The sequence below is a fragment of the Rhodococcus sp. 15-2388-1-1a genome (assembly GCF_002259145.1).
Lineage (GTDB): Bacteria > Actinomycetota > Actinomycetes > Mycobacteriales > Mycobacteriaceae > Rhodococcoides.
This window is the reverse complement of sequence record NZ_NPFP01000008.1, coordinates 668,553-694,735: the sequence shown is the minus strand read 5'-3', so window position 1 is coordinate 694,735 and position 26,183 is coordinate 668,553. Positions and strand designations below refer to the sequence as shown.

Sequence of the window (26,183 nt, the reverse complement as noted above, 5' to 3'; positions counted from 1 at the left end):
TTGCCTCACAGATGTCGGTAGACGTCCTCGAGCTCGATGCCTCTGCCCACCATCATCACCTGAACCCAGTACAGAAGCTGCGAGATCTCCTCGGCGAGCGCCTCGTCGCTTTCGTGCTCGGCCGCGATCCACACTTCACCAGCTTCTTCGAGGACCTTCTTGCCCTGGAAATGAACTCCGGCGTCCAACGCTGCGACAGTGCCCGAGCCCTCGGGACGGGTCTTCGCGCGGTCGGTGAGCTCGGCGAACAGGGAATCGAAAGTCTTCACGGCTGCATATTCTTTCACGTCGTCGATCAGGGGTGCGAATCGGTCGAGATCAGGACGACCATGCCCGTCTGACGTCGTCCGCGGTCAGTCCGACGAGACCGTCGCGAATCGTGTATCCCGGTGCGGCCTGCACTGCGATTTCGGACGGAACCACCAGCACCGGGCAGCCGGCACTGTGCGCCGACAACGACCCGGTGGGTGAATCCTCGACCGCAAGGCACGAGCCGGCATCCAGTCCCAGCAGTGCAGCACCACGTAGGTAGGGCGCCGGATGCGGCTTGCCTGCCTCGACCTCGTCGCCGGTGACCGTGATGTCGAAGTACTCGCGCCCCAAGGTGTCCAGAGCCCGCTCGACCAGACCCCGCTCGGTGTTGGTGACCAGCCCCGTGGACAGACCCATCTCGCGCACGAGAGCGAGAGCGTCCTTGGCGCCGGGGCGCCAGGGAATCCCCTCGGCGAAGAGATCCCCGACTCGCGTGGTCAGCCACTCGCGGCCCTGGATCAGGTGCTCGTCGGTGACCTCGACCGCGGCATTCGCCAATACCTTGCGCAGGGCATCCCACATCGAGTTGCCGAGGGTGCTTTCGCGCACCTCCGCGCTGAGTTCCGTTCCCAGGGTGCGGGAGTACTCACCGATGGCGACGTCCCAGATCTTCTCCGAGTCGAGCAGTGTGCCGTCCATGTCCCACAGGACACCGTGCAGGTGAGTTGCGCTAGACATTGAAGTACTTGGCCTCCGGGTGATGAAGTACGAACGCATCGGTCGACTGTTCGGGATGTAGCTGCAGTTCCTCGGACAGCTTCACGCCGATGCGCTCGGGTTCGAGAAGAGCGGCGAGCTTGATGCGGTCCTCGAGATCCGGGCACGCGCCGTAGCCGAACGAGTAACGAGCACCCCGATATTCGAGTTTGAAGAAGCCCTCGGCCTCGGTGGGATCCTCCGAGGCAACGGAATTGCCGTCGGACAGCTTCAGCTCCTCGCGTACCCGGCGATGCCAGTACTCGGCCAAGGCTTCGGTGAGCTGGACGCCGATTCCGTGGACCTCGAGGTAGTCACGGTACGAGTCGGCGGCGAACAGCTCGTTGGCGAAGTCCGCGATGGGCTGGCCCATCGTCACCAGGTTCATCGGCAGAACATCGACCTTGCCCGATTCCCGTGCAGCCGAACGCGATCGAACGAAGTCCGCGATGCAGAGGAAGCGGTCGCGGTGCTGCCGCGGGAACGTGAACCGAAAGCGTTCGGGCGCATCGGGTTCGGGTTCGGTGAGTACGACGACGTCGTCACCCTCCGAGACCGCCGGGAAGTACCCGTACACCAGCGCCGCGTGCGCGAGGATGCCGTCGGTGCTCAGGCGATCCAGCCAATACCGCAGGCGCGGTTTGCCTTCCGATTCCACCAGATCCTCGTACGTGGCACCTTCGCCCTTGCGGGCACCGCGCAGACCCCACTGTCCCAGGAACAGGGCCCGCTCGTCGAGTAGCCCCGAGTACTCCGACAGTGACACGCCCTTGACGATGCGCGTGCCCCAGAACGGCGGCACCGGGATGTCGATGTCGGCAGCGACATCGGATCGCTCGGGCACGACCACCGGTGCTTCGGCGGCCTTGCGCTTCTCGGCGATGCGCTTGGAGCGCTCGTGGCGTTCCTTGCGCTCGGCCGTCTTGGCCTTCGCGGCGAGTGCCTCGGGGCTGTCCGGGGCCGGTCCGCCGCCACGCTTGGTGGTCATGATGGTGTCCATCAACCGAAGGCCCTCGAACGCATCACGTGCATAGTGCACGTCGCCCTCGTAGACGTCCTGCAGATCGTTCTCGACATACGACCGCGTCAGCGCCGCTCCGCCCAGCAGAACGGGGAATTGCTCGGCGACACCCTTCGAGTTGAGTTCGATCAGGTTGTCCTTCATGACCACGGTGGATTTCACCAGCAGCCCGGACATGCCGATCACGTCGGCGCGCTTGTCGATCGCGGCCTCCAGAATGGTCGAAATCGGTTGCTTGATACCGAGATTGACCACCTCGTAGCCGTTGTTGCTCAGGATGATGTCGACGAGGTTCTTGCCGATGTCGTGTACATCGCCCTTGACGGTACCGAGCACGATGCGGCCCTTGCCGTCGTCGTCGGTCGCCTCCATGTGCGGCTCGAGATACGCAACAGCAGCTTTCATCACCTCGGCCGAGGCGAGCACGAACGGCAGCTGCATCTGGCCGGAGCCGAACAGTTCACCCACGGTCTTCATCCCCGAGAGCAAGGTCTCGTTGATGATCTCCAGCGGTGGCTTCTCGGTCATCGCGGTGTCGAGATCGGCGTCGAGGCCGTTGCGTTCACCGTCGACGATGCGTCGTTCGAGTCGCTCGAACAGCGGCAGTCGGCCGAGCTCCTCGGCGCGGGATTCGCGCGCCGACGCCGCGGAGACACCCTCGAAGAGCTGCATGAGCTTCTGCAGCGGGTCGTAGCCCTCGGCACGACGGTCGTACACCAGATCGAGGGCCGTCTCGCGCTGCTCATCGGGAATCTTGTTCATCGGCAGGATCTTCGACGCGTGCACGATGGCGGTGTCGAGGCCGGCCTGCGTGCATTCGTGCAGGAACACCGAGTTCAGCACCTGGCGCGCAGCGGGATTGAGGCCGAACGAGATGTTCGACAGCCCGAGGGTGGTGTGCACCTTCGGGTACTTCTCCTTGAGCTGCCGGATGGCCTCGATGGTCTCGATGCCGTCGCGTCGCACCTCTTCCTGGCCCGTCGAGATCGGGAAGGTGAGGGTGTCGACGATGATGTCCTCGTGGCGCAGGCCCCAGTTCTCGGTGATGTCGGTGATCAACCGGTCCGCGACACGCACCTTCCACTCGGCCGTACGTGCCTGTCCCTCTTCGTCGATGGTCAGAGCAACGACAGCGGCACCGTGCTCCTTGACCAGACGCATGATCTTCTGGAATCGCGAGTCCGGCCCGTCGCCGTCCTCGTAGTTGACCGAGTTGACCGCGCTGCGGCCACCGAGGTGCTCCAAACCTGCTTCGAGAACGGCAGGTTCGGTGGAGTCGAGCATGATCGGCAGGGTCGACGCCGTCGCCAGGCGGCTGGCCAACGCAGCCATGTCGGCGGCACCGTCGCGACCGACGTAGTCGACGTTGAGATCGAGCATGTGCGCGCCGTCGCGTGTCTGATCCTTGGCGATGTCGAGGCACTTCTCGTAATCCTCGGCGAGCATCGCGTCGCGAAATGCCTTGGATCCGTTGGAGTTGGTGCGCTCACCGATCATCAGAATGCTGGCATCCTGCTCGAACGGAACGGCGGAGTAGAGCGAGGAGACGCCCGGCTCGGGCGCAGGCCGACGTTCGAGTTTCGTTGCCCCGTGGACCATGTCGGCAACCTGGCGGATGTGCTCGGGCGTGGTGCCACAGCAGCCACCGACGAGAGCCAACCCGTACTCGCTGACGAAACCGCTCAGGGCCGCGGCCAGTTCGGGGGCGGTCAGGGGGTACTCGGCACCTTTTGCGCCCAGAGTGGGCAGACCCGCGTTGGGCATCACCGACACCGGAAGACGCGAATGCTTGGACAGATGGCGCAGGTGCTCGCTCATCTCGGCCGGGCCGGTCGCACAGTTGAGCCCGATCATGTCGATACCGAGGGGTTCGAGTGCCGTCAGTGCAGCACCGATCTCGCTGCCGACGAGCATCGCGCCCGTCGTCTCGACGGTGACGTGGGTGATGATCGGGATGCGGACACCGAGCTTGTCCATCGCATGCTGACTGCCGATGATCGCGGCCTTGACCTGCAGCAGATCCTGGCAGGTCTCGACCAGGATGGCGTCGGCACCGCCGTCGATCATGCCGAGTGCGGCTTCGGTGTAAGCGTCACGCAGTCGGGCGAAGGGCGCGTGACCGAGAGTGGGCAGCTTGGTGCCCGGCCCCATCGAGCCCAGCACGTAACGGTCCATCCCGTCGCGGCCCGGACCCATCTCGTCGGCGGCCTCACGGGCCAGCCGGGTGCCCTTCTCCGCAAGCTCGCGGATCCGGTCCTCGATGTCGTAATCGGCCAGGTTGGGCAGGTTGCACCCGAACGTATTGGTTTCCACGGCATCCGCGCCGGCCGCGAAGTACTCGCGGTGGATCTCGCGCAGGACGTCGGGCCTGGTGTCGTTGAGGATTTCGTTGCAGCCCTCGAGACCGATGAAGTCGTCGAGAGTCAGGTCGGCGTCCTGGAGCATCGTGCCCATCGCACCGTCGCCGATGACAACGCGACGTGAAATCGCATCGAGCAGACTGGGCTTGTGTTGAGCGGGCATCACTACAGAGTAGTGGGCACCGAAGTCACGTCGGGTCGTAGGCTGTCGTGGTGAGTCCCCGAAACCTCGATGACCAGTCCCCGATCGACGACGGAACCCAAAATACGGACATTTCAGGTTCCGGATCGGATGTGCCTCTGGATGCCGCATTGATCGAGGCCGTCCACGACGCTGTGGCCAACGCCACAGACATCGACGATCTCGACGATCTCGACGACGACATTCCCGAGTTGCGCTCCCCGATCCTGGTGGCTGCCTTCGAGGGCTGGAACGACGCAGGCGATGCCGCCAGCGGCGCGATCGAACATCTGGAACTGATCTGGGACGCCAGCCCGCTGGCCGAACTGGACTCCGAGGACTACTACGACTACCAGGTCAACCGCCCGACGGTCCGCCAGGTGGACGGTGTCACTCGCGAGATCGAGTGGCCGTCGACTCGACTGTCGGTGTGCTCGCCTCCCGGCAGCTCGCGCGATGTGGTGCTGCTGCGCGGTATCGAGCCGAACATGCGCTGGCGCAGTTTCTGCGACGACCTGCTCGAATTCGTCGAACAGCTCGGCGTCGAGACCGTGGTGATCCTGGGAGCGCTGCTGGCCGACACTCCGCACACCAGGCCAGTTCCGGTGACCGGCACCGCCTACAGCACGGAGTCGGCAGAACAGTTCAACCTCGAACAGACCCGCTACGAGGGACCGACCGGGATCACCGGTGTGCTGCAGGACGAGTGCGTCAAGGCCGGGGTGCCGGCGGTCTCCTTCTGGGCTGCTGTTCCGCACTACGTCTCTCAGCCGCCCAACCCCAAGGCCACCGTGGCGCTGCTGCAGAGGGTCGAGGACGTGCTCGACATCGAGGTACCGCTCGGCGAACTGCCAACCCAGGCCGAGGAATGGGAAGAGGCGGTGACCGAGATGACAAAGGAAGACGAGGAGATCAGCGAGTACGTGCGCAGCCTCGAAGAGCGGGGCGACGCCGAGGTGGACATGTCCGATGCAATCGCCAAGATCGACGGCGACGCCATCGCGGCCGAGTTCGAGAAGTACCTGAGGCGCCGCGGTCCGGGCAACTTCGGGCTCTGACCGACCGCACACGAGGGACCGGGAGCCGGTGAGGTCTTTCTGATCCCGACGTAACGTCACCGCAGCGGTGACGTCACCCCGACCCCGCAACCTCGTGGGTATGGCCAGCACACCGCGATTCCTGCAGGGCATCTTCTCCTTCACCGGGCACGGTCTGGACAAGCCCGAGCTGATCGATCCAAGCCTCAGCTTCGTCGTCCCCGAGGGTGCGACGGCTCAGCCGCTGTACTTTCGCGGCGGAAATTCCAGCGACGAGCTGGTGGTCGTGACCTTGCTGCGCGACGGCAGCCCGATGCGCATGTTCCCGATGGGTGCCAAGGACGGAGTGAACATTCCGCTGCGGGTGGTGGAGGACGTGGATCCGGACACGGTGCTGGAACTGGTCGTCGCCGCCCCTGCCGGAACCAGCGGAGAGGTCGTCGTCGATTTCGGTCTGGTGCTGATCTGATGACCGAGGGTAAGCAGAGACTGCTGGTGGTCGGCAACGGGATGGCCGGTGCCAGGGCGGTCGAGGAGATCATCAAACGCGACGGCAGTGCGCTGTTCGAGATCACCATGATCGGCGACGAGCCGTACGGCAACTACAACCGAATCATGCTCTCGCACGTGCTGTCCGGCGAGGCCACCGTCGACGACGAGGATCTGATCCTCAATCCGATGAGCTGGTACAGCGAGAACGGCGTCACACTGCACGCCGGGGACCGCGCGATCTCACTCGACCGCTTCTCCAAGACCGTCGTCTGCGAGAGCGGTCGGTCCGTCGACTACGACGTGCTGATCATCGCCACCGGCAGTAACACCTTCTTCCCCAACATGGACGGCCTGCGTGAGTCGGACGGCAGGCTGGCGCGCGGCGTCTTCGGCTTCCGCACCATCGCCGACACCAACGGCATGCTGCAGATGGCGCAGTCACGCGACGACGTCTCGGCCGTCGTCATCGGCGGCGGTCTGCTCGGGCTCGAAGCCGCCTACGGTTTGCGCACCCAGGGCCTCGAGGTGAACGTGGTGCACTCCCCCGGTCACCTGATGAACCAGCAGCTCGACGAACGCGGTGGACGGGTGCTGCGCAGCAAGATCGAGTCACTCGGCGTCGGCGTGCACACCTCGAAGCGGACCACCTCGGTGTTGCGCTCCGAGGACGGCGTCGTGACCGGTGTGGGGTTCAACGACGGCACCTCGCTCGCCGCAGACATGGTCGTGGTCACCGCAGGCATTCGTCCCAGCGTCGACTTCGCTCGCGCGGGCGGGTTGGTCATCGAACGCGGAATCGTCGTCGACGACCAATTGCGGTGCGAGGACGAGGGTTCCATCTATGCCGTCGGTGAATGCTGTCAGCATCGAGGCGAGGTCTACGGTCTCGTCGCACCGCTGTGGGAGCAGGCCGTCGTGTTGGCCGACGTACTCACCGGAGCCGATCCCACTGCGGCATACCATGGTTCGCGTTTGACCACCAAGCTCAAGGTGGCCGGTGTCGACGTCGCGTCGATGGGGATCACCTCCCCCGAACGTGACGACGACGAGTTCGTCCAGTTCTACGAGCCACGCAGCGGTACGTACAAATCGGTGATCGTGCGGGGCAACAAACTCGTCGGCGCCACCCTGCTGGGCGACATCTCCAAGGCCAACTTCCTGACCCAGGCGTTCGACGAGAAAGTGCCGCTACCCGACGAGCGCATCAGCATGCTCTTCGACATGGGAACGCCCTCTGCGGCAACAGGAGCCGCCGAATTGGCCGACGACGTCCAGGTGTGCAACTGCAACGGCGTGACGAAGGGTGCCATCGTGGCCTGCGTACACGCGGGCGCGAAGAACCTCGGCGACGTGACCGCGAAGACCCGGGCGGGCAAGGGGTGCGGATCGTGCAAGGGTCTGGTCAAGGACATCATCGCCTGCGCAGCGGGCGGTGCCGTCGAGGCCGATCCCACAGCGGACTGGTACGTCCCCTGCATCCCCATGACCAAGCCGGAACTGATCGAGGCCGTTCGAGCGCAGGATCTTCGCGCGGTGTCGGCGGTGTTCGCGGCGTTGGCGACCGGCGGAGCGGAGGACGCCGCAGCCAAGATGCCGTTGGCGTCGTTGCTGCGGACGGTGTGGGGCCCGGACTGGGTGGACGAGCGCGGGGCGTTGTTCATCAACGACCGCGTCCACGCCAACATCCAGCGCGACGGCACGTTCTCGGTGGTGCCGCAGATGAAGGGCGGCGTCACCACCCCGGATCAGTTGCGCAAGATCGCCGACGTCGCAGACAAGTACCACGTACCGCTGGTCAAGGTCACCGGCGGCCAACGGATCGACCTCCTCGGCATCAAGAAGGAAGACCTGCCGAAAGTGTGGGGAGATCTGGACATGCCCTCGGGCTTCGCGTACGGCAAGAGCATGCGCACGGTGAAGACCTGCGTGGGCAGCGATTTCTGCCGTTTCGGTCTCGGCGACTCGACGGCACTGGGCATCGCCCTCGAGGAGCGATTCCAGGGCTTGGAGACTCCGGCGAAGTTGAAGCTCGCGGTCGCGGGCTGCCCGCGCAACTGCTCGGAGGCACTGTGCAAGGACTTCGGCGTGGTCTCGGTCGGCGAGGACAAGTGGGAGATCTACGTGGGCGGCGCGGCCGGTGCGCACATTCGCAAGGGCGATCTACTGGCCACCGTGACGGGAGCCGAGGAGGTTCTGGCCGTGGCAGGCAGGTTCATCCAGCATTACCGCGAGAACGCCCAGTGGCTCGAGCGAACGTACGCGTGGGTGCCACGCCTCGGCCTGGAGGAACTGCAGAGCGTGTTGATCGACGACCGCGACGGCATCGTGGCCGGACTCGACGAGCGGATGCAGGCATCGGTGGACGGGTACATCGACCCATGGCAGGATCGCGCGGCACCCAAATCGGCCGCCCAGTTCACCCCGTCGCTGCCACTGCTTCCGCTGCCACAGGTGCCGGTCCGATGAGCGTGCCGGTGGGTGCGCTGGAGGACCTGACACCCGGCGAGGGACGGGCCTACGTGGTGGACGGCAAGCAAGTCGCTGTGTTCCTGCTCAGCGACGGCTCGGTGCGGGCGATGGACGCCGTGTGCCCGCACAAGGGCGGGCCGCTGGCCGACGGTCAGATCGACGGATCCATCGTCGTGTGTCCACTGCACCAGTACACGTTCTCGCTCGACGACGGCACCTGCCCCAGCGGCATCGATTCGGTGCGCACCTACCCCGCCGCAGTGGTGAACGGAAAAGTGACCGTGGAGCTGTAACCGGCACGGTTCAACGACTGGGGCACCTACCCCAAGGGTCGTTCCGCAGGCTCCACTGCTCCCACCAGGGTCATTCCGCAGGCTCCACTCCTACCCCCTACCCTGTTCCAGTGAGCGAATCAGGTGAGGACGCGCGGCAGGGAGTCGTGAATGCGTTCGTGGAGGAAGATCGCCTCGGTCTCTTCTCGTTCGCCGTTGCCGAGAAACGATCCGAGTACCTGGCTGTTCTCCGCGCATTCGACACTGCACGAGCCAACTACGTCGTCCTGCTGCACTCCGGAGACGTGGCCGACCTGATCGCGCGCAGCTCCGGGCGGCGCCACGAAGCACCGACCACCCTCGACATCGCGCCTCTCCTCGATCAGCTCCACGCCTGGGGCCTGCTCGAACGCAGCTACGACGGCACCCGCGCCGCAACTCTCGCCGAGTACCGCAACCGTCACTTCGTCTACCAGTTCGGCCAAGCAGGCTACAAGGCCTACCGTGCGGTCGAGGACGTGCTCGGGGCCCGCCTGGACGACGCCGCGCTGTCGCGGCTGGTGCTGCCCGAGCTGCTGGCCGACATGCACGAGCTGGCCGAGGCGAACCGTCTGGCCGACGGCGATCGCATCTACCGCAAGCTCAGCCGACTCGATTCGACACTGTCGGAGATGGCGACCCGTGCCGCCCACTTCTATCTGGTGCTCGGCGATCTCGTGCGCACCACCGAGATCACGCCGGAGTCGTTTCTGGTCCACAAGGACGCCCTGCTGACGCACATGCGTGAATTCAGCTCCGATCTGACCCGCTACGCACCGAAGCTCGCCGAGGCGATAGCACTCGTCGAGAGCACCGGTATCGAGGAGCTCGTCGAGCGCGCCGCGATCAGCGACGAACGAGTCTTTCTCACCGTCGCCGAACGCCGCGCCGACTGGACCGACCGCTGGGCCGGCCTCTCACACTGGTTCGTCTCGGCCGAGTCCGAACTCAGCGAGTCCGAACGACTCCGCGAGGGCACGATGAGCGCGATCGCTGCCGTACTGTCGCTGCTGCGTCGGGTGACCGAAACCCGCAAGGGCGGAGTCAGTCGCGAAAGCCAATTGCGCCACCTCGCCGGTTGGTTCGCTGCCGCACCGACCGAAGACAGCGCGCACGCCCTGTTCCATGCCGTGTTCGGCCTCGGCAAACCACGGCATCTGTCGATGGTGCATCCCGACGCCGACATCATCCCGAATTCCCGATCGTGGTGGGAGGCACCACCGGTCGAGATCTCACGCACCCTCGCCGAGACCGGACGCACTCCGACCCCCGGTGTTCCGGGACGGGTGCAGCGCAACGACGGCGGCATCAGACGGCTTCGGGAGCAACAACTCGAGTCGCAGCGATCACGCAGTGCCGCAGCACAATCGCTTGCCTCGGCCGGAATCCACGACCGAATTCTCGACGAGCAGGAAACCGAGGTGCTGTTGAGCCTGCTGAACGCTGCACTCACGGCGCGGGTGCGCGTGAGCGGACGCACCTCCGACTCGTCCGGATCGGACAGCGGCGTGCGCCTGACGCTCAGCGACAGCGACCGTTCGACGATCGTGCGGACCAGCAGAGGCCGGCTGCATCTGGATCGCCTCGCGCTCGACGTCAGCGAGGTGGCACGCCGATGAGAGCTCGCGAGATCTCCACCCTCGCACTGGATTCCTACCAGCGGGCCGCCCGGGTCGCGCTGTCGAATCACCTGGTGACCACGACGTATCCCGATCGGATCGCGCTGCCACTGCTGCGTAGATGGGCCACCGAGTTGCGCGAGGACCTGCTCGAACTGTTCGGGTATCGCCTCGAGGTCACCGAGACCACGGCCCGACTCTTCCCGGTGATCGACGCACTCGACGACAGTCAACCCGCGCGGACGTCCACCGACCGAATCTTCGACCGCCGCAGGTACGCGTACCTGGCGCTGGCACTGGCTGCACTCGGCCGGGCGGGCAACCAGATCACTCTGTCCGAACTCGCCGATCATGTTGCGGCAGAGGCGAGTCAGGTCGACGGCGTGGAGCTGACGACCGACCGGGCGAGCGACCGAGACGCGTTCGTCGACGCGATCGGCTGGTTGGCGACCCGCGGGGCCATCGCGTTGGCCGACGGTGACGCAACCGGCTGGGCGAACAACCCGTCCGCAGGCGAGGCGCTCTACGACATCGACCGACCCGTTGTCGTCGCCCTGTTCAGGCCGCCTCGCGCCGTCCAGCATCTGCGATCGATTCGCGGTTTGTTGGCCGGCTCGGACGCCCCGATCGATCCCGAGGATTCCGATTCGGCACACACCGATTCCGGACGTGAGGCAGACCCGAAGGAAACGCTGCGTGCGGTACGCCGGGCGTTGGTCGAGCAACCGGTCGTCTATCTCGACGATCTCGACTCGGACGGCCGTACCGCCCTGGCCGCGTCGCGCACCGTTGCCGATGTCGAGTTGCTCACCGGCCTCGTTGCCGAGCGGCGCGCCGAGGGAGTGGCGCTCATCGATACCTCGGGACGTCTCTCGGACTACCGATTCCCCAGCACCGGAACCATTGCCCAGGTCGCATTGTTGATCGCGGGCGAGATCTCGGACCGAGTGATCGATCCGGATGCACCCGCGCTGGCGACCTACCCCCTTCCCGACGGTGACGCCCTGATCGAGCAGTTGGACGACGCGATTCCCGACGGCGGAGTATTCGGCGATCTTGCCGAGTTCGGGTTCGGTTCCGATTCCCCGACAGCCGAGAATGCGGACGGCGCGACGCGGTATCCGCTGATCGAGGACAGTTGGCTGACAACGGTCGTCGATGATCTCGTCGAACGCTTCGGCCGCACCTTCGCTGCTCAGTGGCAAACCGATCGGGACGGCCTGCGGCTGCGGGCGATTGCGCTGTTGCACCGACTTCGATTGATACACAGCGTGTCCGGCGGCGTGCTGGTGCTGCCGGTGATCGCGCGCTACCGAGACGTGATGGTGAGTGTGCGCGATCGGACCCCGCAGGACTCGCTTTTCGGCACCGAACAGGCCCCCAGTACAGACCAGGCCGACAGCACCGATCCATCCGAAGTAGAGGCTTGAGTAGATGACCACACACTCGACACGTTTCCGGCCGACGCGAGCAGGGATCGTCAACCTCTGGGACTACCGCGATCAGGAGTTCTCCTTCGCCGACGGTCGGCTGGTGTTGCGTGGTCCCAACGGATCGGGCAAGACCAAAGCGCTCGAAGTGTTGTTCCCGTTCGTCCTCGACGGTCGTATCGAACCGCGCCGGCTCAATCCGTTTGCCGGAGAGGAGCGGACGATGAAATCCAACCTGCTCTATCGAGGGCAGGAAAGCGCGCACTCGTACGTGTGGATGGAGTTCGGCCGCGGTTCACGCGCCGATCCCGAATCGGTGACGGTCGGCATCGGTATGCGGGCGAGCCGCCACAACGACAAGGTGACCCGCTGGTACTTCGTGGCCGACGGCAGAGTGGGCGTGGACTTCTCGTTGTTGGGTTCCGACGACCGGCCGTTGACGAAGAAGCAACTCGGCGAACAGCTGGGCACCGACGCGTTGACCGATCGCCCGGTTGACTATCGCGCCGCGATCGATGCCCGGATGTTCGGACTGGGCGCGCAGCGCTACGACCAGCTGATCAATCTGATTCTGACGCTTCGCCGCCCGCAATTGGCCAAGAACCTCGACCCCAAGGGGCTCTCGCAGGCGTTGACCGACGGCCTGCGCCCGTTGGACGAACAGTTGGTGCTCGAAGCTGCCCGCTCCTTCAGCGACATGGAGGAAGTGGGCCGGGCGCTCGAAGGACTGGCGCAGGCCGATCATGCCGCCAAGAACTTCGTCTCGGTGTATTCCAAATACCTTCGGGTGCAGACTCGTTCGGATGTCGAGCAGGTCTCGCGCCGGCTCGAGGCAGTCACTCATGCGACCACCGCGCACTTCGCCGCCGCCGCCCTGAAGGACCGGCGTCTGCTGGAGCGAGCGGCTGCGGAAACTCGATTCGACGAGGCCGAACGCGCACTGGATCAGGCCGTTGCAGACCGCGAGACCCTGCAGCGCTCAAGCGCGTACGAGGGCAAGCAGCAACTGGACGACCTGGCCGAGTCCGCTGCGAAGCTGGAGATCTCGACCGCCCAACAGGCCGACCGCGCACGCAAGGCTCGAGCAGAACTCGAACAGCGCACCACCGAAGCGGCTCGGGCCGATTCCGCCCTCCGGGATTCGATTGCCGGGGTGACCCGCGCCGAGGAGGAGCTGCAGACTGCGGCCGAGGATGCCGGAATCGTCTGGACCCCACTGCCGGGAACAGCCCGCAGCGATCAGATCAGCACCGCGCTGCGTGGCCATGCCGAGGAACGCGACGGCGACGTGCGAGCAGTTCGCGAGGCGTTGGGAACCGTCGAGAAGGCGTCGACGGAACGCGCTCGTGCGGAGAAGGCCGCTTCGAAGGCTCGCGAGATGCTCGAGGCCGCGTCGGCTGCGGTCACCGAAGCCGAGGCGACCGTCGACCTGGAGAAGGCGCAGTTCGCTTCGGGGCTGCGGGCCTGGTGGTCGACCCATTCCGCGCTCTACTCCTCAGCGGGTATCACCTCCGCAGCGTTCGAGGCCCTCGATGCCGCGTTGGCAGACATCGGCGACGACGACGCCCCGAGCCTGGAATCCGTGCTGTCGGACCAGACCGCGGACGGGGTCGACGCGCTTCGTGCCCGGCAGGCACAGGCCCGCGTCGACGTGTCGACCCGCACTACCGAACTGAACGCGCTGCGCGACGAGCTGTCCCTGGTTCGGGCCGAACACGATGACGCGCCGCCGCCGTTCGCGGCACGAACCGACTCTCGCGCCGAGCTCTCGGGTGCTCCTCTGTGGCAGCTGGTTCGGTTCGCGGACTCGGTGTCCCCTGGCGACGCGGCCGGGATCGAATCCGCGCTGCAGGCGGCGAATCTGCTCGACGGCTGGATCCACCCGATCGCGGACTTCCCGGGCGAATCGAACTCGGAGCAGTATCTGTCCCCGCTGCCGGAGGCCTCGAGGCCGACCGGGACCACGTTGGCGTCCGTCCTCGAACCCGAGCCCGGTACTGCGGTATCGGAATCACGCATTCTCGACGTGCTGAATTCGGTTGCATTGAAACAGGACCAGGGCACATTCTCGGACTGTGCCGTCTCGGTAGGCGTCGACGGTCGGTACTGGCAGGGTGTGCAGCAGGGGCGCCACACCAAGACCGATGCCGAGTACATCGGCGCGACGGCGCGGGCGCGTCGGCGAGAGCAACGCATCGCCGAGCTCGGCGCCGCGATGAACACCGCGACCGCCGCGCTGGAGACCGCAACGGCCGACGAGCGATCTGCCCGCGAATCGGTTCAGGCACTGAGTGCGGCCGCGAAGCAACTTCCCCGGGTCTCGGCCATCGTGAAAGCGCAACGCGCCGTCACTGCCGCCGCCGGGGCGCTGCGCACCTCCACGGAGGGTGCTGCCGCAGCCGACCGCGAGTTCGACCAGGCGATCGCGGACCTGTCGGCGAAGGAGAAGCAGCTGCGCACCGTCGCCGTTGCTCACCGAACCCCACACATCGGTCGAGACATCGACGCCCTCGCCGCTGCGATTCGGCATTTCGAGCATCAGGGCTCGATGGTGATCCGCAAGCGCGGCGATCACACGCGTGAAACAGAACGCGCCCGCGAAGCAACCAACCGGCTCGAAGAAGCGAGTGGCCTGGCCGAAGAGCTCGCCGAGGAAGCCGCGATAGCCGACGAGAACTACCGGCAGCAGGTGCAACGCCTCGAGCTCCTGAGCGAGAAGCTCGGTGCCACCGCCGAACAGATCGACACCGATCTCGAGAACGCACGCGAACGCATCGAGAAATGCCGCGCCGAGCAGCGGGCCGCGCGTAAAGCGGACAAGGAAGCCGGCGAAGCGATCGGCAAGGCCGAAGGTGCCTGCAACACAGCGTTGGAAAGCCTGCGGGGTGCCGTCACCGAAACCCTGGGCGACGCCGTACGGCTCGCGCCCTACGCTCGTAAGGACCTGCTCGGCATCCTCGGCGTCCACGAGGCGTACGCCTGGCCGGCCAGTGATTCCGCCTGGCTGACCGTGGAGCAGATTCTCTACCGAGTCCAGCAGGCCGACGGTCCCGACGACGAGGTTCCGGTACTTCCACCGGTGGTGCGCGCACTGCATTCGGCACTCGACGTAGCGACGGCGTCGGTGAAAGTCAGTGACTCGAGCCGGAAGTCGACCCGGACTGCGCTGACGAGTGCGCTGCAGGAGTTCGACTCGCAACTCGCCGCATCCGGTCAGGACTACCGCCTGCAGTGGGATGCGCCGGACGGTTTGACCGTGGTCCGCGTCCAGGATGAGCAGGGCTACTCGTCGGTCGGAGATTTCGCCGATCGAATCGGTTCGGCGAGGGCCGATCAGGAGTTGCTGCTGACCGAGCAGGAGCGCCGAATTCTCGAAGATGCATTGCTGACCGGCCTGGCGCAGCAGATTCACGAGCGCACCGTCGACGCACGCGAGCTGATCGCCCAGATGTCCACCGAGATGAAGCAGCGCCGCATGTCCTCGGGCAACACGATCGGCGTGCACTGGGTGCTCGCAGACAACCTCGACGACGGGGCCCGGGCGGTGTCCAAACTGCTCGACCGCGACGCCTCGGCGTTGAACCAGGACGATCTGGCCGCGATGCGAGCCCACTTCGCGTCGGAGATCAGAATCGCTCGCGCGGCACATCCGGAACGGTCCTACCCCGAGATCCTGTCCACGACACTGGACTACCGTCGTTGGCGCGTGTTCGCTTTCACGCTCATCAGCGGTGACGGCAACGAGGATCGTCTCACCGTCGCACGCCACAGTGCGCTCTCGGGCGGTGAGCAGTCGGTGTCGCTGCACCTGCCACTGTTCGCCGCGGCGCACGTGATGCTCTCGTCCGCCGATCCACATTCACCTCGGCTGCTTGCGCTGGACGAGGCGTTCGCCGGTGTCGACGACAACGGACGCAGCGAATTGCTCGGCCTGAGTGTGCAATTCGATCTCGATCTGTTCATGACCGGATACGACCTGTGGATCACCTACGGGGACGTCCCCGGCTGCGCTCACTACGACCTGGCGCATTCGACGGCCGAGAACACCGTCAGCGCAGCACTTCTGGTGTGGGAGAACGGTGAACTGTTCGCCGAGCACGACGGTACCGACCTCGCTGCCGCACTCGGGTCACCGCTGACGCGCCGTGTGCCGACCCGAACCGAAGGTGGGCTGGAGTTTGAGCGGTAACAGCGAGTGGCGCGGCAGCGTCGAATTGGATGCGCTGCTCGATGCGGCACGAAAGAAGTTGGAGTCCAACTGGCTTCGCGTCGGCGGCAACATCACCGTCGATCTGAGCGACGCCCAGGAGCTGTGGCGTCTGTGCAGCGCGATCTCTCGGTCCAACTCCAGTCTGCATTCTCGGGCGCGCAGCACCAGGCTCGACCTCGAGCGGTTCGACGCGTGGCTGAGCCATCCGCTCAACGGCGGCCTCGGACTGATCGACACCCTCACTTCGCAGGCCCCGTTGCAGGACAAGAAACGGATCGCCGCAGACAAGGCTCAGGTGCGTGCCGATGCACTCGATCGAGCCAGGGAGGTTCTCGGCGGCGGCACCGACCGAGAATGGATCGAGTACTGGATCGCATCGTTGCTCAACCAGGACGGCACCCTCGGCGGCCGGGTCGCCGTCGATGCGCTCGAGGTGGCAACGAAGGTCCTCGCAATGCTGCCGGTGGACGGGATGTCGCTCACCGAGCTGGCCGAACGCGCCTGCGGTGATACCAAGGCACTCTCGGCCGGCGGTGCCCCGAAACTTGTTCTGGATGCACTGTCGTTGCGCGAGAACGTCCCTCGGCCCGTCGATCCGGTCGGCATCAGGGCGTTGTGGGAGACCGCGGGTGTGTCGGTGGACGCGGTGTCCAGCCGGGTGCTGGTGCTCGGCTACCGCGTCGACGAGACCCGCTCGGTGGCCCGTTGGCTGAACGATGCCGCAGACGAGGGCATCCCCTTCCCCGTGACCGTGGACATGCTCTCGCGCGGGACGCTCACCAACAGCTCGTCGACTGTGTTCGTCTGCGAGAACATCGCGGTGCTCGCCGCCGCAGCCCGCACTCTCGGGGCGAACTGCGCGAGCCTGATCTGCACCGACGGTCAGCCCTCCGCCGCGGTACACAGGCTGCTGGCCTCCCGCGCGCCCGGCACCGCGATCCGCTGGCGTGCCGACTTCGACTGGGCCGGGGTGCATACGGTCACCCGAGCACTCTCCCGATACGACGCGACGCCGTGGCGCATGGACGTCGACTCCTACCGGCACGCGCTCGATGCACGGAATTCCGAACCGCTGAAGGGCCATCCGACGGACAGTCCGTGGGACCCGGAACTGGCTGCTGCCCTTCGTGACTCGGGCCGAGCAGTCATGGAAGATCGACTTGTCCCGGATCTGCTGACGGACCTACGCCTGGGACCCGCGGACTAACGCAGCGGAACTCCGAGCAACGCGTCGACCGCATCGGCGAAGGCGCCGGGTGCGCCCGCATCCGATCCGCCACGCTCGACGGCGAAACTCGCCCACGCGTCGAGCGCATCGAGCGCCTTGGGGGTGTCCAGATCGTCGGCCAGATGCTGCCGCAACCGATTGATCACATCGTCGGCAGATGCTGCGCTCTCGAGGGCCGCAGCCCGCCGCCACAGTGCGAGCCGGGTGTGAGCCCGTTCGAGGACCTCGTCGGACCAGGGCCGATCCTGCCGGTAGTGACCGGAGAGCAGACCGAGTCGCACGGCGCTTGGATCGACGTTCTCGGCCCGGAGCTTGGAGACGAACACCAGATTGCCGCGACTCTTGGACATCTTCTCGCCGTCGAGCCCGATCATCCCGGTGTGCACGTAGTGCCGGGCGAAGCGCGGATCACCGGTCGCCGCCTCGGCGTGTGCGGCCGAGAATTCGTGGTGCGGGAAGATGAGATCGCTTCCACCGCCCTGAATGTCGAAGCCGGTACCGATGCGGTTGAGCGCGATGGCGGCGCATTCGATGTGCCACCCGGGCCGACCCGGACCCCACGGCGACGGCCACGACGGCTCACCCGGCCGCACCGCGCGCCAGAGCAACGCGTCGAGTGGATCCCGCTTACCGACCCGATCGGGATCGCCGCCGCGTTCGGCGAAGAACGTGTCCATCGTGGCGCGGTCGTAACCGGACTCGTAGCCGAACTGCTCGGTGGCATCGGCACGGAAGTACACATCCGGGTATTCGGCGTCGTCCACGACGTACGCGGCACCGGACGCGACCAGCTTCTCCACCAGTTCGACGACCTCGTCGACGGACTCGACGGCGCCGATGTAGTCGCGCGGAGGGAGTACCCGGAGCGCTTCCATATCGGCGCGGAAGAGTTCGATCTCCCGAGCTCCCAGATCGCGCCAGTCCTCGCCGTCACGGTCGGCGCGCTCGAACAGCGGATCGTCGACATCGGTGACGTTCTGCACGTAGTGCACGTCCGTGCCCGCGTCCAGCCACAGTCGGTAGATCAGGTCGAAGGTCAGGTACGTCGCCGCGTGCCCGAGGTGGGTGGCGTCGTACGGGGTGATTCCGCAGACGTACATCCGAGCCGTCGAACCGGGAGTGACGGGTCGTACCTGGCGGTCTGCGGTATCGAACAATCGAAGCGCTGGACCCTGTCCTGGAATTGTCGGGATCTCCGGGCTCGACCAAGAATGCATGTATCCGAGCCTATCCGAGCCCGATCAGAAGGCGGGCCAGGGTATGGGTCTGCTCGAGCGGGGCTCCGGCATGATGGGGCGGGCGATCAGTTCCTGCGCTCGGTCGAGCACTGCGACCGTTTCGGTCAGGGTGATCTTGTCGACCAATCGTGGTGCGGTGACCGCGTCGAACGTCTCGACGAACCTGACCACGTCGGTCATCAGTGCATCGTCCACGGCCTGGCCAGCCCACCCCCACAGCACCGTGCGCAACTTGTTCTCGGCGTGCAGGCAGATGCCGTGATCGACTCCGTACACGTAGCCGTCGAGACCTTCGAGTGCGTGGCCACCCTTGCGATCGGCGTTGTTGAGGATCACGTCGAGAACCGCCATCCGCTGCAGCCGCGGATCGTCTGCGTGGATGAGCGCGATCTCCTCGCCTTCGCCGTCGTACGCCTGCAGTACCGGAATCCATCCCGCCGGCACGAGATCGGGACGGCAGATATCGACGAGGTCGACGCGTCCCTCGGCGTGATCGTCGGGCGTGTCGATCCACTTCTGCACCATGCCGGGGCCGAACGGCCCGTCGCGCAGGACCGTCGGTGGAATGACACCCCAACCCAGGGCCTCGGAGATTTCGTAGGACGCCACTTCGCGACCCGCGAGAGTGCCGTCCGGAAAGTCCCAGAGCGGCACTTCACCGCGAACGGGTTTGTACACGCACCGCACGGCCGAGTCGCCTTCGCCCGCCTCGCACACCAGCGTGGCGTTGCTGGCCGACACCACGCGACCGACGATTGTCAGGTCGCCGGTCTCCATGGTTTCGCGGCCCTCGAACGGCGGCAGTTCGACGGTCAAGACTCGTCGACCTCGGTCACCGGTCCGAACGTCGCACCGCGGCGGTAGCCGTTGGTTCTGATGCAGACGTGTCCCTCGGGAGCCAGCGGCTGCCCGCACAGCGGGCACGGTGCACGGCCCGCCGCGATGACGCGCTCGGACCGCACCGCGAATTCGCGGGCCTGCACCGGAGTGAGGAACACCCGGACTGCATCGGGGCCCTCGTCGGTGTCGTCGAGAACGACCGATTCGTCCACCTCGACTTCGCTGACGGCGAGAAGTTCCACCACGACGGCGTTGGCGTCGGCATCCCAGCCGAGTCCCATCGTTCCGACGCGGAACTCGGTGTCGATCGGAGTCAACAGCGGACTCGTGTCGACCGGATCGGTCTCCTCGGCCGGAACGTCGGCTCCGAAGCGGCGGTGCACTTCTTCGAGGAGCAGCCCCATCCTGTCGGCGAGTACCTGGACCTGCTGCTTCTCCAAGGCGACCGACACCACGCGGGCGTCGTGCACCGCCTGGAGGAAGAACGTTCGGTCGCCCGGTTCCCCAACGGTCCCGGCAACGAAACGATCAGGGGTGCGAAAAACGTGTATGGCGCGCGGCATTGCACCTCCTAACGACTCGAACAGCTCCGCGAAACAATTCTCGGAACTTTCATTATCGGCCACAGATCGACCATGGACGGTATTGCTTGCCCTCCAGCCTGCCACCGATCGGGGTGTCAGCGCCGAATCGGCGCTCTAGCTGCCTGCCCCACCACCGACGACCGCGTCGGACGAGTCCGCGTTGCCCGGTTCCGTCGTGCTGGGCTCCTCGGCCTTCGGCACGAACGCACTCAGATCGGACCCGGTGTCGTTGGTCCGCAGTACGAAGGGCCGCGTCGAGGTGTAGCGAACGACACTGATCGATGCCGGGTCGGCGACGATGCGCTGGAACGAATCGAGGTGAGCACCCATCGCGTCCGAGAGCACCGACTTGATGACGTCACCGTGCGAGCAAGCCACCCACAACACGTCGCGGCCGTGCTGCGCGGCCAGCCGAGCGTCGTGCTCGCGCACGGCCTGCACCGCGCGCTGCTGCACCGTCGCCAAGCCCTCACCCTCCGGGAACACCGCAGCCGACGGATGCTGCTGCACCACCTTCCACAGCGGCTCGGCCAGCAGCTCCTTGATCGTCCGGCCGGTCCACTGCCCGTAGTCGACCTCCACCAACCGATCCTCGACCACCGGCGAGAGCCCGAGCTTGGCAGCCAACGGCTCGACCGTCTGCTCGCATCGCAGCAACGGCGAGCGCACGATCTCGGACACGGGCAGCTCGCCGAGACGATCCGCCACCGCCTGCGCCTGCTCGCGCCCACGATCATCGAGCTCGACTCCAGCGCTTCGACCCGCGAGCGTGCCTGCGGTGTTCGACGTCGAGCGGCCGTGCCGAAGCAAGATGACTGTCATTGCATCGAGAGTAATGAAGGTGAACCTACGTTGCAGACACAACCCCGCCGGCCAGCAGACCGAGCACGACGACGCCCAGCACGATGCGGTATCCGACGAACCAGTACAGCGAGTGGTTCGCAACGAACTTCAGCAACCAGGCGATCGAGGCGTAGCCGAGGCCGAAGGCGATGATCGTGGCCACCAGCAGCTGCGGGCCCGACGCGGCCAGCCCCGAGCCGACTGGCTCGAAGGCGTCGGGCAGCGAGAACAGACCGGAGGCGGTGACCGCCGGGATGGCGAGCAGGAACGAGAATCGCACAGCTGCTTCGCGTTCGAGTCCGAGAAACAGGCCTGCGCTGGTCGTCGCCCCGGAACGCGAGACTCCGGGGATCAGGGCGAGACACTGCGCCAGACCCATGACGATGCCGTCCCGGGTGGTCAGCTTCTCGATCGGACGTTCTTTGCGGCCGACCTTCTCGGCGATCGCGATGACGATGGCGAATGCGATGAGCATGAACGCGATGAGGTACAGGTTGCGGGCACCGGTTCGGATCTGATCCTTGAACAACAGGCCGAGAATGCCGATGGGAATGGTGGCGATGATCACGTACCACCCCATCCGGTAGTCGAGACCGCGTTCTTCCTTCTTCGTCAGGCCGACGAACCAGGCCTTGACGATTCTGACGATGTCCCGCCAGAAGAACAGCAGCACTGCAGCTTCGGTGCCGAGCTGGGTCACCGCGGTGAAGGAGGCACCGGCATCCTCGTTCCAGAACACACTGGAGACGATGCGCAGGTGCCCGGACGAGGAGATCGGCAGGAATTCGGTCAGGCCCTGGACTGCGCCGAGGATGATCGCCTGCAGCCACGTCATGTCGATCATGCGGGGCCACCCTCCGAGATGAGCGTCGATGGACTGTCCACTGTCGATGCGAGGCCGCCGGCCTGCCCCCTGAATTCGCGATTCACGGGCACGACCGTACCCGGCGCGGCACGTACGCACCGAGCGGCGCGGCGCACTACTGTGCACTGGCGGCAGTGCAGTTCGACACCGACGATCACACGTAAAAGGACAATCGGCACATATGAAGCAGAGATCGGTCGGCACCAGCGGACTTCGAGTCTCGAGACTCGGCCTCGGCACCCTCGGATGGGGAAGCGGAACCGACGGTGACGACGCCGCAGCACAGCTGTCGGCGTTCGCCGAGGCAGGCGGCACGCTCGTCGACACGTCTCCGGCATACGGGGACGGACGCGCGCAGCGAGTGCTCGCCGAGTTGCTCGACGACGTGGTCCCGCGGCACGAATTGGTGATCAGCAGCGCAGCGGGCCTCAGTTCGCGCTACGGCCGCTATCACGTGGATTGCTCGAGGCGCGGACTGCTCGGCCAACTCGACGCCACGCTGCGCGAACTGGGAACCGACTACCTCGACCTGTGGCAGGTCGCGACCTGGGACCCGATGACGCCCGTCGACGAGGTCGCCGCAACGCTCGACTACGCCGTGACCAGCGGACGGGTCCGCTATACCGGAGCCCGCGGTTACCTCGGCTGGCAACTGGCGACAGCAGCAGGCGCAGCCGGTACCGGACACATCGTGGCCACGCAGGCGGAGTACTCGCTGCTCGCGCGCGGAATCGAGGACGAGCTGGTTCCCGCCGCGCACCACCACGGCATCGGCATCCTCGCGGCGGTCCCCCTGGCGGGCGGCGTCCTGACGGGCAAATACCGCAACGGCGTACCCGCGGACTCCCGCGGGGCCGACGAGCTGCACGCCGAGGCCGTGCACGCGTACCTGACCGATTCCGCGGTGGGCGTCGTCGACGCGGCCGTCACCGCTGCCGACGGGCTGGCCACGTCTCCCCTGGTGGTCGCACTCGCATGGGCGCGGGACCGACCAGGAGTGAGCAGCGCCATCGTGGGAGCACGTGACCTCGCGCAACTGATGGGTGCGCTGATGGCCGAGGAACTCGAGCTGCCGCCGGCGATCGCGTCGGCCCTGGACGACGTCAGCGCCTGATCCCCCGCAAACATCGGACAGGCTAACCTTCCGTTGTGACCGTCAACCGTCTCGCCGCCGTGCTCCTCGTCGCCGGACTCCTGGTCGCCTGCTCGGCGAACACCCCCGGCGCAGGATCCTCGGACTCCGTCGGCCCCCGCACCGCCGTCGTCGACGATCCGAATCCGGAACCCATCACCGACGATCCGGCGGCCGTACTTCCCGCCACCGTGACCGGATTCGACGGCGTCGCCGTCACGGTGACGGACAACAGCCGCATCGTCGCGGCCGACCAGTACGGCACGCTGGCCGAGACCGTCTTCGCGCTCGGACTCGGCGACAACCTCGTCGGACGTGACACGTCTGCTGCATTTCCTGCGGCCGAGAATGTGCCCGACGTCACCCCGACGGGCCATTCTCTGAGTGCCGAGGGGATTCTGGCGCTCTCGCCGACCGTCGTCCTGACCGATACCAGCATCGGTCCCCGCGCTGTGCAGGATCAGATCCGAGCTGCGGGCATTCCGGTCGTGTACTTCGATCCCACGCGCACTCTGGCAGGCGTCGCCACCCAGATCGAGGCCGTGGCAGCCGCCCTGGGTGTGCCCGACGCCGGTGCCGCCCTCGCCGAACGAACGAACACCGAGATATCGGCAGCGGCGGACGCCACACCCGAGTCCACCGAACCACCGAAGATCGCGTTTCTGTACATGCGCGGCCCGGCGATCAAGATGCTTGCCGGGCCCGGCTCCGGAGCGGATGCACTGATCGAGGCTCTCGGTGCCAGGGACGCAGGTGTCGAATCGGGCCTGACCGAACAGTTCGTGCCGGTCACCAGCGAAGCCTTGATCGCCGCAGCACCCGACGTCATTCTGATGATGACCAAGGGCCTGGAATCGATCGGCGGAATCGAGGGGCTCGAGCAGATCCCCGGAATCGCTCAGACCCCGGCAGGCCGAGAACGCCGGGTGGTGGACATGGACGACGGCACCATCCTCAGTTTCGGCCCGAACACGGGAAAGGTGTTGGGCGCACTGTCGAAGGCCGTGTACGACCCGGCGTCATGACCGACCGCACACTCGCCGAACCGGGCACGGGCCGGGGACGGGTTCTCGCGACATTCGGAGCCCTCGTTGTGGCACTGGTGTGCCTGGCCCTGATCTCGGCCGTCGTGGGACAGGTGCCGACCACTCCGCTCGAAGTGCTGGGCAGCCTCGCGCATCGGGTGGGACTCGACATCGGCCCGATGCCGGCGCATCCCAGCGGCGAGGTGACGTTGTGGCAGGTCAGATTCCCGCGGCTGACTCTGGCAATCGTCGTCGGCGCGTGTCTGGGGTGCGCGGGCGCGCTGCTTCAAGGAGTGTTCGCCAATCCACTGGCCGAGCCGGGTGTCGTCGGGGTCTCCTCGGGCGCTGCCGTCGGTGCCAGCTCGGTGATCGTGCTCGGTGGCAGCTTCGCCGGAGTCTGGAGTGTGGCGTTCGCAGCATTCGTCGGCGGGCTGATCACCACGATCGCCGTGTATTTCCTCGCTCGCAACGCCGGCCGCACCGAGGTGGTGACTCTCATCCTCACCGGCGTTGCGGTCAATGCATTCGCCGGCGGTGTCATCGCGTTCTTCACGTTCGTCGCCAGTCCCGCCGCCCGCGATCAGATCGTGTTCTGGCAGTTGGGGTCGCTCGCGGGCGCAACCTGGCAGTCGGTGGCCGTGGTCGGCCCGCTCGCTCTGCTCGGAATCGGAGCCTCCCTGGCGATCGCCGGCCGACTCGACCTGCTTGCGCTCGGGGAGAACGTGGCACGCCATCTGGGAGTGAACGTCGAACGACTCAGACAGTTCGCCATCGTCGTCGTCGCCTTGCTCGTCGCATCCGGCGTCGCTTTCACGGGGATCATCCTGTTCGTGGGTCTGGTGGTCCCGCACGCCATGCGGATGGTGCTCGGCCCCGCGCATCGACTGCTCATCCCGGCCAGCGCCCTCGCCGGGGCCGTCGTGCTGCTCGCTGCCGATCTCGTCACCCGGACCCTCGTAGCGAACGTCGACCTGCCGCTCGGCATGGTCACCTCACTGGCGGGTGCCCCGTTCTTCTTCTGGCTGCTCCGCCGTACCCGTGCTCGCCAGGGCGGCTGGGCGTGACGAAACGAATCGGCGCGGCGCGGCGCGAGATCCCGGCCACCCCCGAACCGGGTTCGAGCACCCTCGTCGCCCGCGGAGTCTCCGCACGGCGCGGGGATGCGACGGTGTTGTCCGACGTCCACCTCGACGTGGTCGCGGGCGAGATCTTGGCGCTGGTGGGCCCCAACGGCTCCGGCAAATCGACGCTGCTCTCCGTTCTGGCGGGAGACACCGACCCCAGCGCCGGATCGGTTCTACTGGGCGACGAACCACTGACCCGCTTCCGCACGGTCGATGTGGCCAGGCGACGCGCTGTGCTGCCTCAGCAACACAGCGTCGGGTTCGCGTTCTCGGCCGGCCAGATCGTCCGAATGGGTCGAGCCCCCTGGGTCGGTACATCGGCAGCGCGCTACGACGACGACCGCGTTGCCGCAGCCATGTCCGCGTGCGATGTAGCGGACTTCTCGCACCGACCGTTCGCGTCGCTCTCCGGTGGCGAGCAGGCCCGGGTTGCGCTGGCGCGCGTCGTGGCCCAGGACACCGCGACGATCATGCTGGACGAGCCCACTGCCGCTCTCGACCTGGGCCATCAGGAGTCGGTGATGGCCGTGGTGCGCTCACTCGCTGCCGCGGGCCGTGCGGTGGTCGTCGTGCTGCACGATCTCGGCCTCGCGGCGGCCTACGCCGACCGCGTCGCGATCCTGGACTCGGGTGAACTGATTGCAACCGGTCCGCCGCGGGAGGTGCTGACCTCCGAGCGGCTGGCCCGGGTCTACCGGCACCCCGTCGACGTGTTCGATCATCCGGACACGGGCGAACAGTTGGTGGTTCCCCACCGTGTCAGAAACCCTCCAGCACGGAATTGACCCGGTTGAAGAAGGCACGTACTGCTGTGGTGTCCCGCTGTGACGTATCGGACAGCTGCTGCGCATGAGCGACCGCGTCACGCACGACTCCGACGATGCTGCGCTCGTCCGTCAGATCGACCTCGGTCACCGAGTGCTCGGCCACCGCTTCGACCTCGGACCGGTCCGGCACAGGAGATTGCACATCGGCGCGGTATATCTCCACGTACAGGGTGCTTCGATGCACACGAAACGCGAACGCTCGGCCGTCGTCGGTGCGCCCGAAGCCGTTCGGATGCGTTCCGGCGTTCACTTCCTCGACGACGAAGTGTGTTTCCTCGGTTCCCACGTCCACTCCCATGTCGTGCACTCACCTCGGACGATCACGCTACCGCGTCCTCG

General features: G+C 66.2%; 21 protein-coding genes. 12 read left to right on the top strand and 9 right to left on the bottom strand.

Features of this window, described 5'->3' with window-relative positions; genetic code table 11:
* Positions 1–5: 5 nt before the first annotated feature.
* Genes CH302_RS07765 through metH form a run of 3 tightly spaced genes read right to left on the bottom strand, consistent with a single transcriptional unit; the run spans position 6 to position 4,552 of the window.
* On the bottom strand, positions 6–269 hold the full coding sequence (locus CH302_RS07765) for a phosphoribosyl-ATP diphosphatase (RefSeq protein WP_032378490.1): 264 nt from the start codon (positions 267–269) through the stop codon (positions 6–8).
* 49 nt (positions 270–318) lie between these two features.
* A complete protein-coding gene (locus tag CH302_RS07760; protein WP_037189308.1) occupies positions 319–990 on the bottom strand; it encodes an HAD family hydrolase in 672 nt (223 codons plus the stop codon).
* Positions 983–4,552: a methionine synthase gene (gene metH, locus CH302_RS07755; protein WP_037189309.1), complete on the bottom strand. Its 3,570-nt coding sequence runs from the start codon at positions 4,550–4,552 to the stop codon at positions 983–985. The genes CH302_RS07760 and metH overlap by 8 nt, the downstream gene beginning before the upstream one ends.
* Positions 4,553–4,725: 173 nt before the next feature.
* On the opposite strand from metH, the gene CH302_RS07750 reads away from it, so the two are divergent.
* The 8 genes from CH302_RS07750 (at position 4,726) to CH302_RS07715 (ending at position 17,345) form a co-directional block, all read left to right on the top strand.
* Entirely contained in the window at positions 4,726–5,628 is a 903-nt protein-coding gene (locus CH302_RS07750; protein ID WP_052047556.1) for a PAC2 family protein, read from the top strand.
* A 100-nt stretch (positions 5,629–5,728) separates the two neighbouring features.
* Complete coding sequence (locus tag CH302_RS07745; RefSeq protein WP_037189311.1) at positions 5,729–6,076, top strand: hypothetical protein; 348 nt, start codon at positions 5,729–5,731, stop codon at positions 6,074–6,076.
* Entirely contained in the window at positions 6,076–8,565 is a 2,490-nt protein-coding gene (gene nirB, locus CH302_RS07740; protein ID WP_037189313.1) for a nitrite reductase large subunit NirB, read from the top strand. The genes CH302_RS07745 and nirB overlap by 1 nt, the downstream gene beginning before the upstream one ends.
* Positions 8,562–8,861, top strand: coding sequence for a Rieske (2Fe-2S) protein (locus CH302_RS07735; protein WP_037189314.1), 300 nt, complete (start codon positions 8,562–8,564; stop codon positions 8,859–8,861). The genes nirB and CH302_RS07735 overlap by 4 nt, the downstream gene beginning before the upstream one ends.
* Before the next feature lie 158 nt (positions 8,862–9,019).
* Entirely contained in the window at positions 9,020–10,498 is a 1,479-nt protein-coding gene (locus CH302_RS07730; protein ID WP_371828431.1) for a TIGR02677 family protein, read from the top strand.
* On the top strand, positions 10,495–11,928 hold the full coding sequence (locus tag CH302_RS07725) for a TIGR02678 family protein (RefSeq protein ID WP_037189318.1): 1,434 nt from the start codon (positions 10,495–10,497) through the stop codon (positions 11,926–11,928). The genes CH302_RS07730 and CH302_RS07725 overlap by 4 nt, the downstream gene beginning before the upstream one ends.
* A gap of 4 nt (positions 11,929–11,932) precedes the next feature.
* The gene (locus tag CH302_RS07720; RefSeq protein ID WP_037189319.1) at positions 11,933–16,117 is read left to right on the top strand and encodes a TIGR02680 family protein; all 4,185 of its coding nucleotides are present in this window, start codon (positions 11,933–11,935) and stop codon (positions 16,115–16,117) included.
* Positions 16,107–17,345 carry a DUF2399 domain-containing protein gene (locus CH302_RS07715; protein WP_230596208.1) on the top strand — a complete coding sequence of 413 codons (1,239 nt, stop codon included), beginning with the start codon at positions 16,107–16,109 and terminating at the stop codon, positions 17,343–17,345. Before CH302_RS07720 ends, CH302_RS07715 begins: the two co-directional genes overlap by 11 nt.
* Here the strand turns inward: CH302_RS07715 and mshC are convergent.
* The 5 genes from mshC to CH302_RS07690 form a co-directional block, all read right to left on the bottom strand.
* Positions 17,342–18,583, bottom strand: coding sequence for a cysteine--1-D-myo-inosityl 2-amino-2-deoxy-alpha-D-glucopyranoside ligase (gene mshC, locus CH302_RS07710; RefSeq protein ID WP_037189321.1), 1,242 nt, complete (start codon positions 18,581–18,583; stop codon positions 17,342–17,344). The genes CH302_RS07715 and mshC overlap by 4 nt on opposite strands.
* Before the next feature lie 24 nt (positions 18,584–18,607).
* The gene (locus CH302_RS07705) at positions 18,608–19,381 is read right to left on the bottom strand and encodes an SCO1664 family protein (protein ID WP_170946058.1); all 774 of its coding nucleotides are present in this window, start codon (positions 19,379–19,381) and stop codon (positions 18,608–18,610) included.
* Between the two features lie 35 nt (positions 19,382–19,416).
* Complete coding sequence (locus CH302_RS07700; protein ID WP_037189325.1) at positions 19,417–20,007, bottom strand: DUF3090 domain-containing protein; 591 nt, start codon at positions 20,005–20,007, stop codon at positions 19,417–19,419.
* A 135-nt stretch (positions 20,008–20,142) separates the two neighbouring features.
* Complete coding sequence (locus CH302_RS07695; protein ID WP_037189326.1) at positions 20,143–20,850, bottom strand: histidine phosphatase family protein; 708 nt, start codon at positions 20,848–20,850, stop codon at positions 20,143–20,145.
* Positions 20,851–20,875: 25 nt separating this feature from the next.
* On the bottom strand, positions 20,876–21,706 hold the full coding sequence (locus CH302_RS07690; RefSeq protein ID WP_371828432.1) for an undecaprenyl-diphosphate phosphatase: 831 nt from the start codon (positions 21,704–21,706) through the stop codon (positions 20,876–20,878).
* A gap of 211 nt (positions 21,707–21,917) precedes the next feature.
* Between CH302_RS07690 and CH302_RS07680 the strand changes: the two genes are divergently transcribed.
* From CH302_RS07680 to CH302_RS07665, 4 genes are all read left to right on the top strand, one after another.
* Positions 21,918–22,850, top strand: coding sequence for an aldo/keto reductase (locus CH302_RS07680; protein WP_037189329.1), 933 nt, complete (start codon positions 21,918–21,920; stop codon positions 22,848–22,850).
* Positions 22,851–22,930: 80 nt separating this feature from the next.
* Positions 22,931–23,893 carry a heme/hemin ABC transporter substrate-binding protein gene (locus tag CH302_RS07675; protein WP_371828433.1) on the top strand — a complete coding sequence of 321 codons (963 nt, stop codon included), beginning with the start codon at positions 22,931–22,933 and terminating at the stop codon, positions 23,891–23,893.
* Entirely contained in the window at positions 23,890–24,957 is a 1,068-nt protein-coding gene (locus CH302_RS07670; RefSeq protein ID WP_037189331.1) for a FecCD family ABC transporter permease, read from the top strand. The genes CH302_RS07675 and CH302_RS07670 overlap by 4 nt, the downstream gene beginning before the upstream one ends.
* Entirely contained in the window at positions 24,948–25,802 is an 855-nt protein-coding gene (locus CH302_RS07665) for a heme ABC transporter ATP-binding protein (RefSeq protein WP_094649921.1), read from the top strand. Before CH302_RS07670 ends, CH302_RS07665 begins: the two co-directional genes overlap by 10 nt.
* On the opposite strand, the gene CH302_RS07660 is transcribed toward CH302_RS07665, so the two are convergent.
* The gene (locus CH302_RS07660; protein WP_037189332.1) at positions 25,777–26,142 is read right to left on the bottom strand and encodes a hypothetical protein; all 366 of its coding nucleotides are present in this window, start codon (positions 26,140–26,142) and stop codon (positions 25,777–25,779) included. The two genes, CH302_RS07665 and CH302_RS07660, sit on opposite strands and share 26 nt — an antisense overlap.
* Positions 26,143–26,183 lie beyond the last annotated feature (41 nt).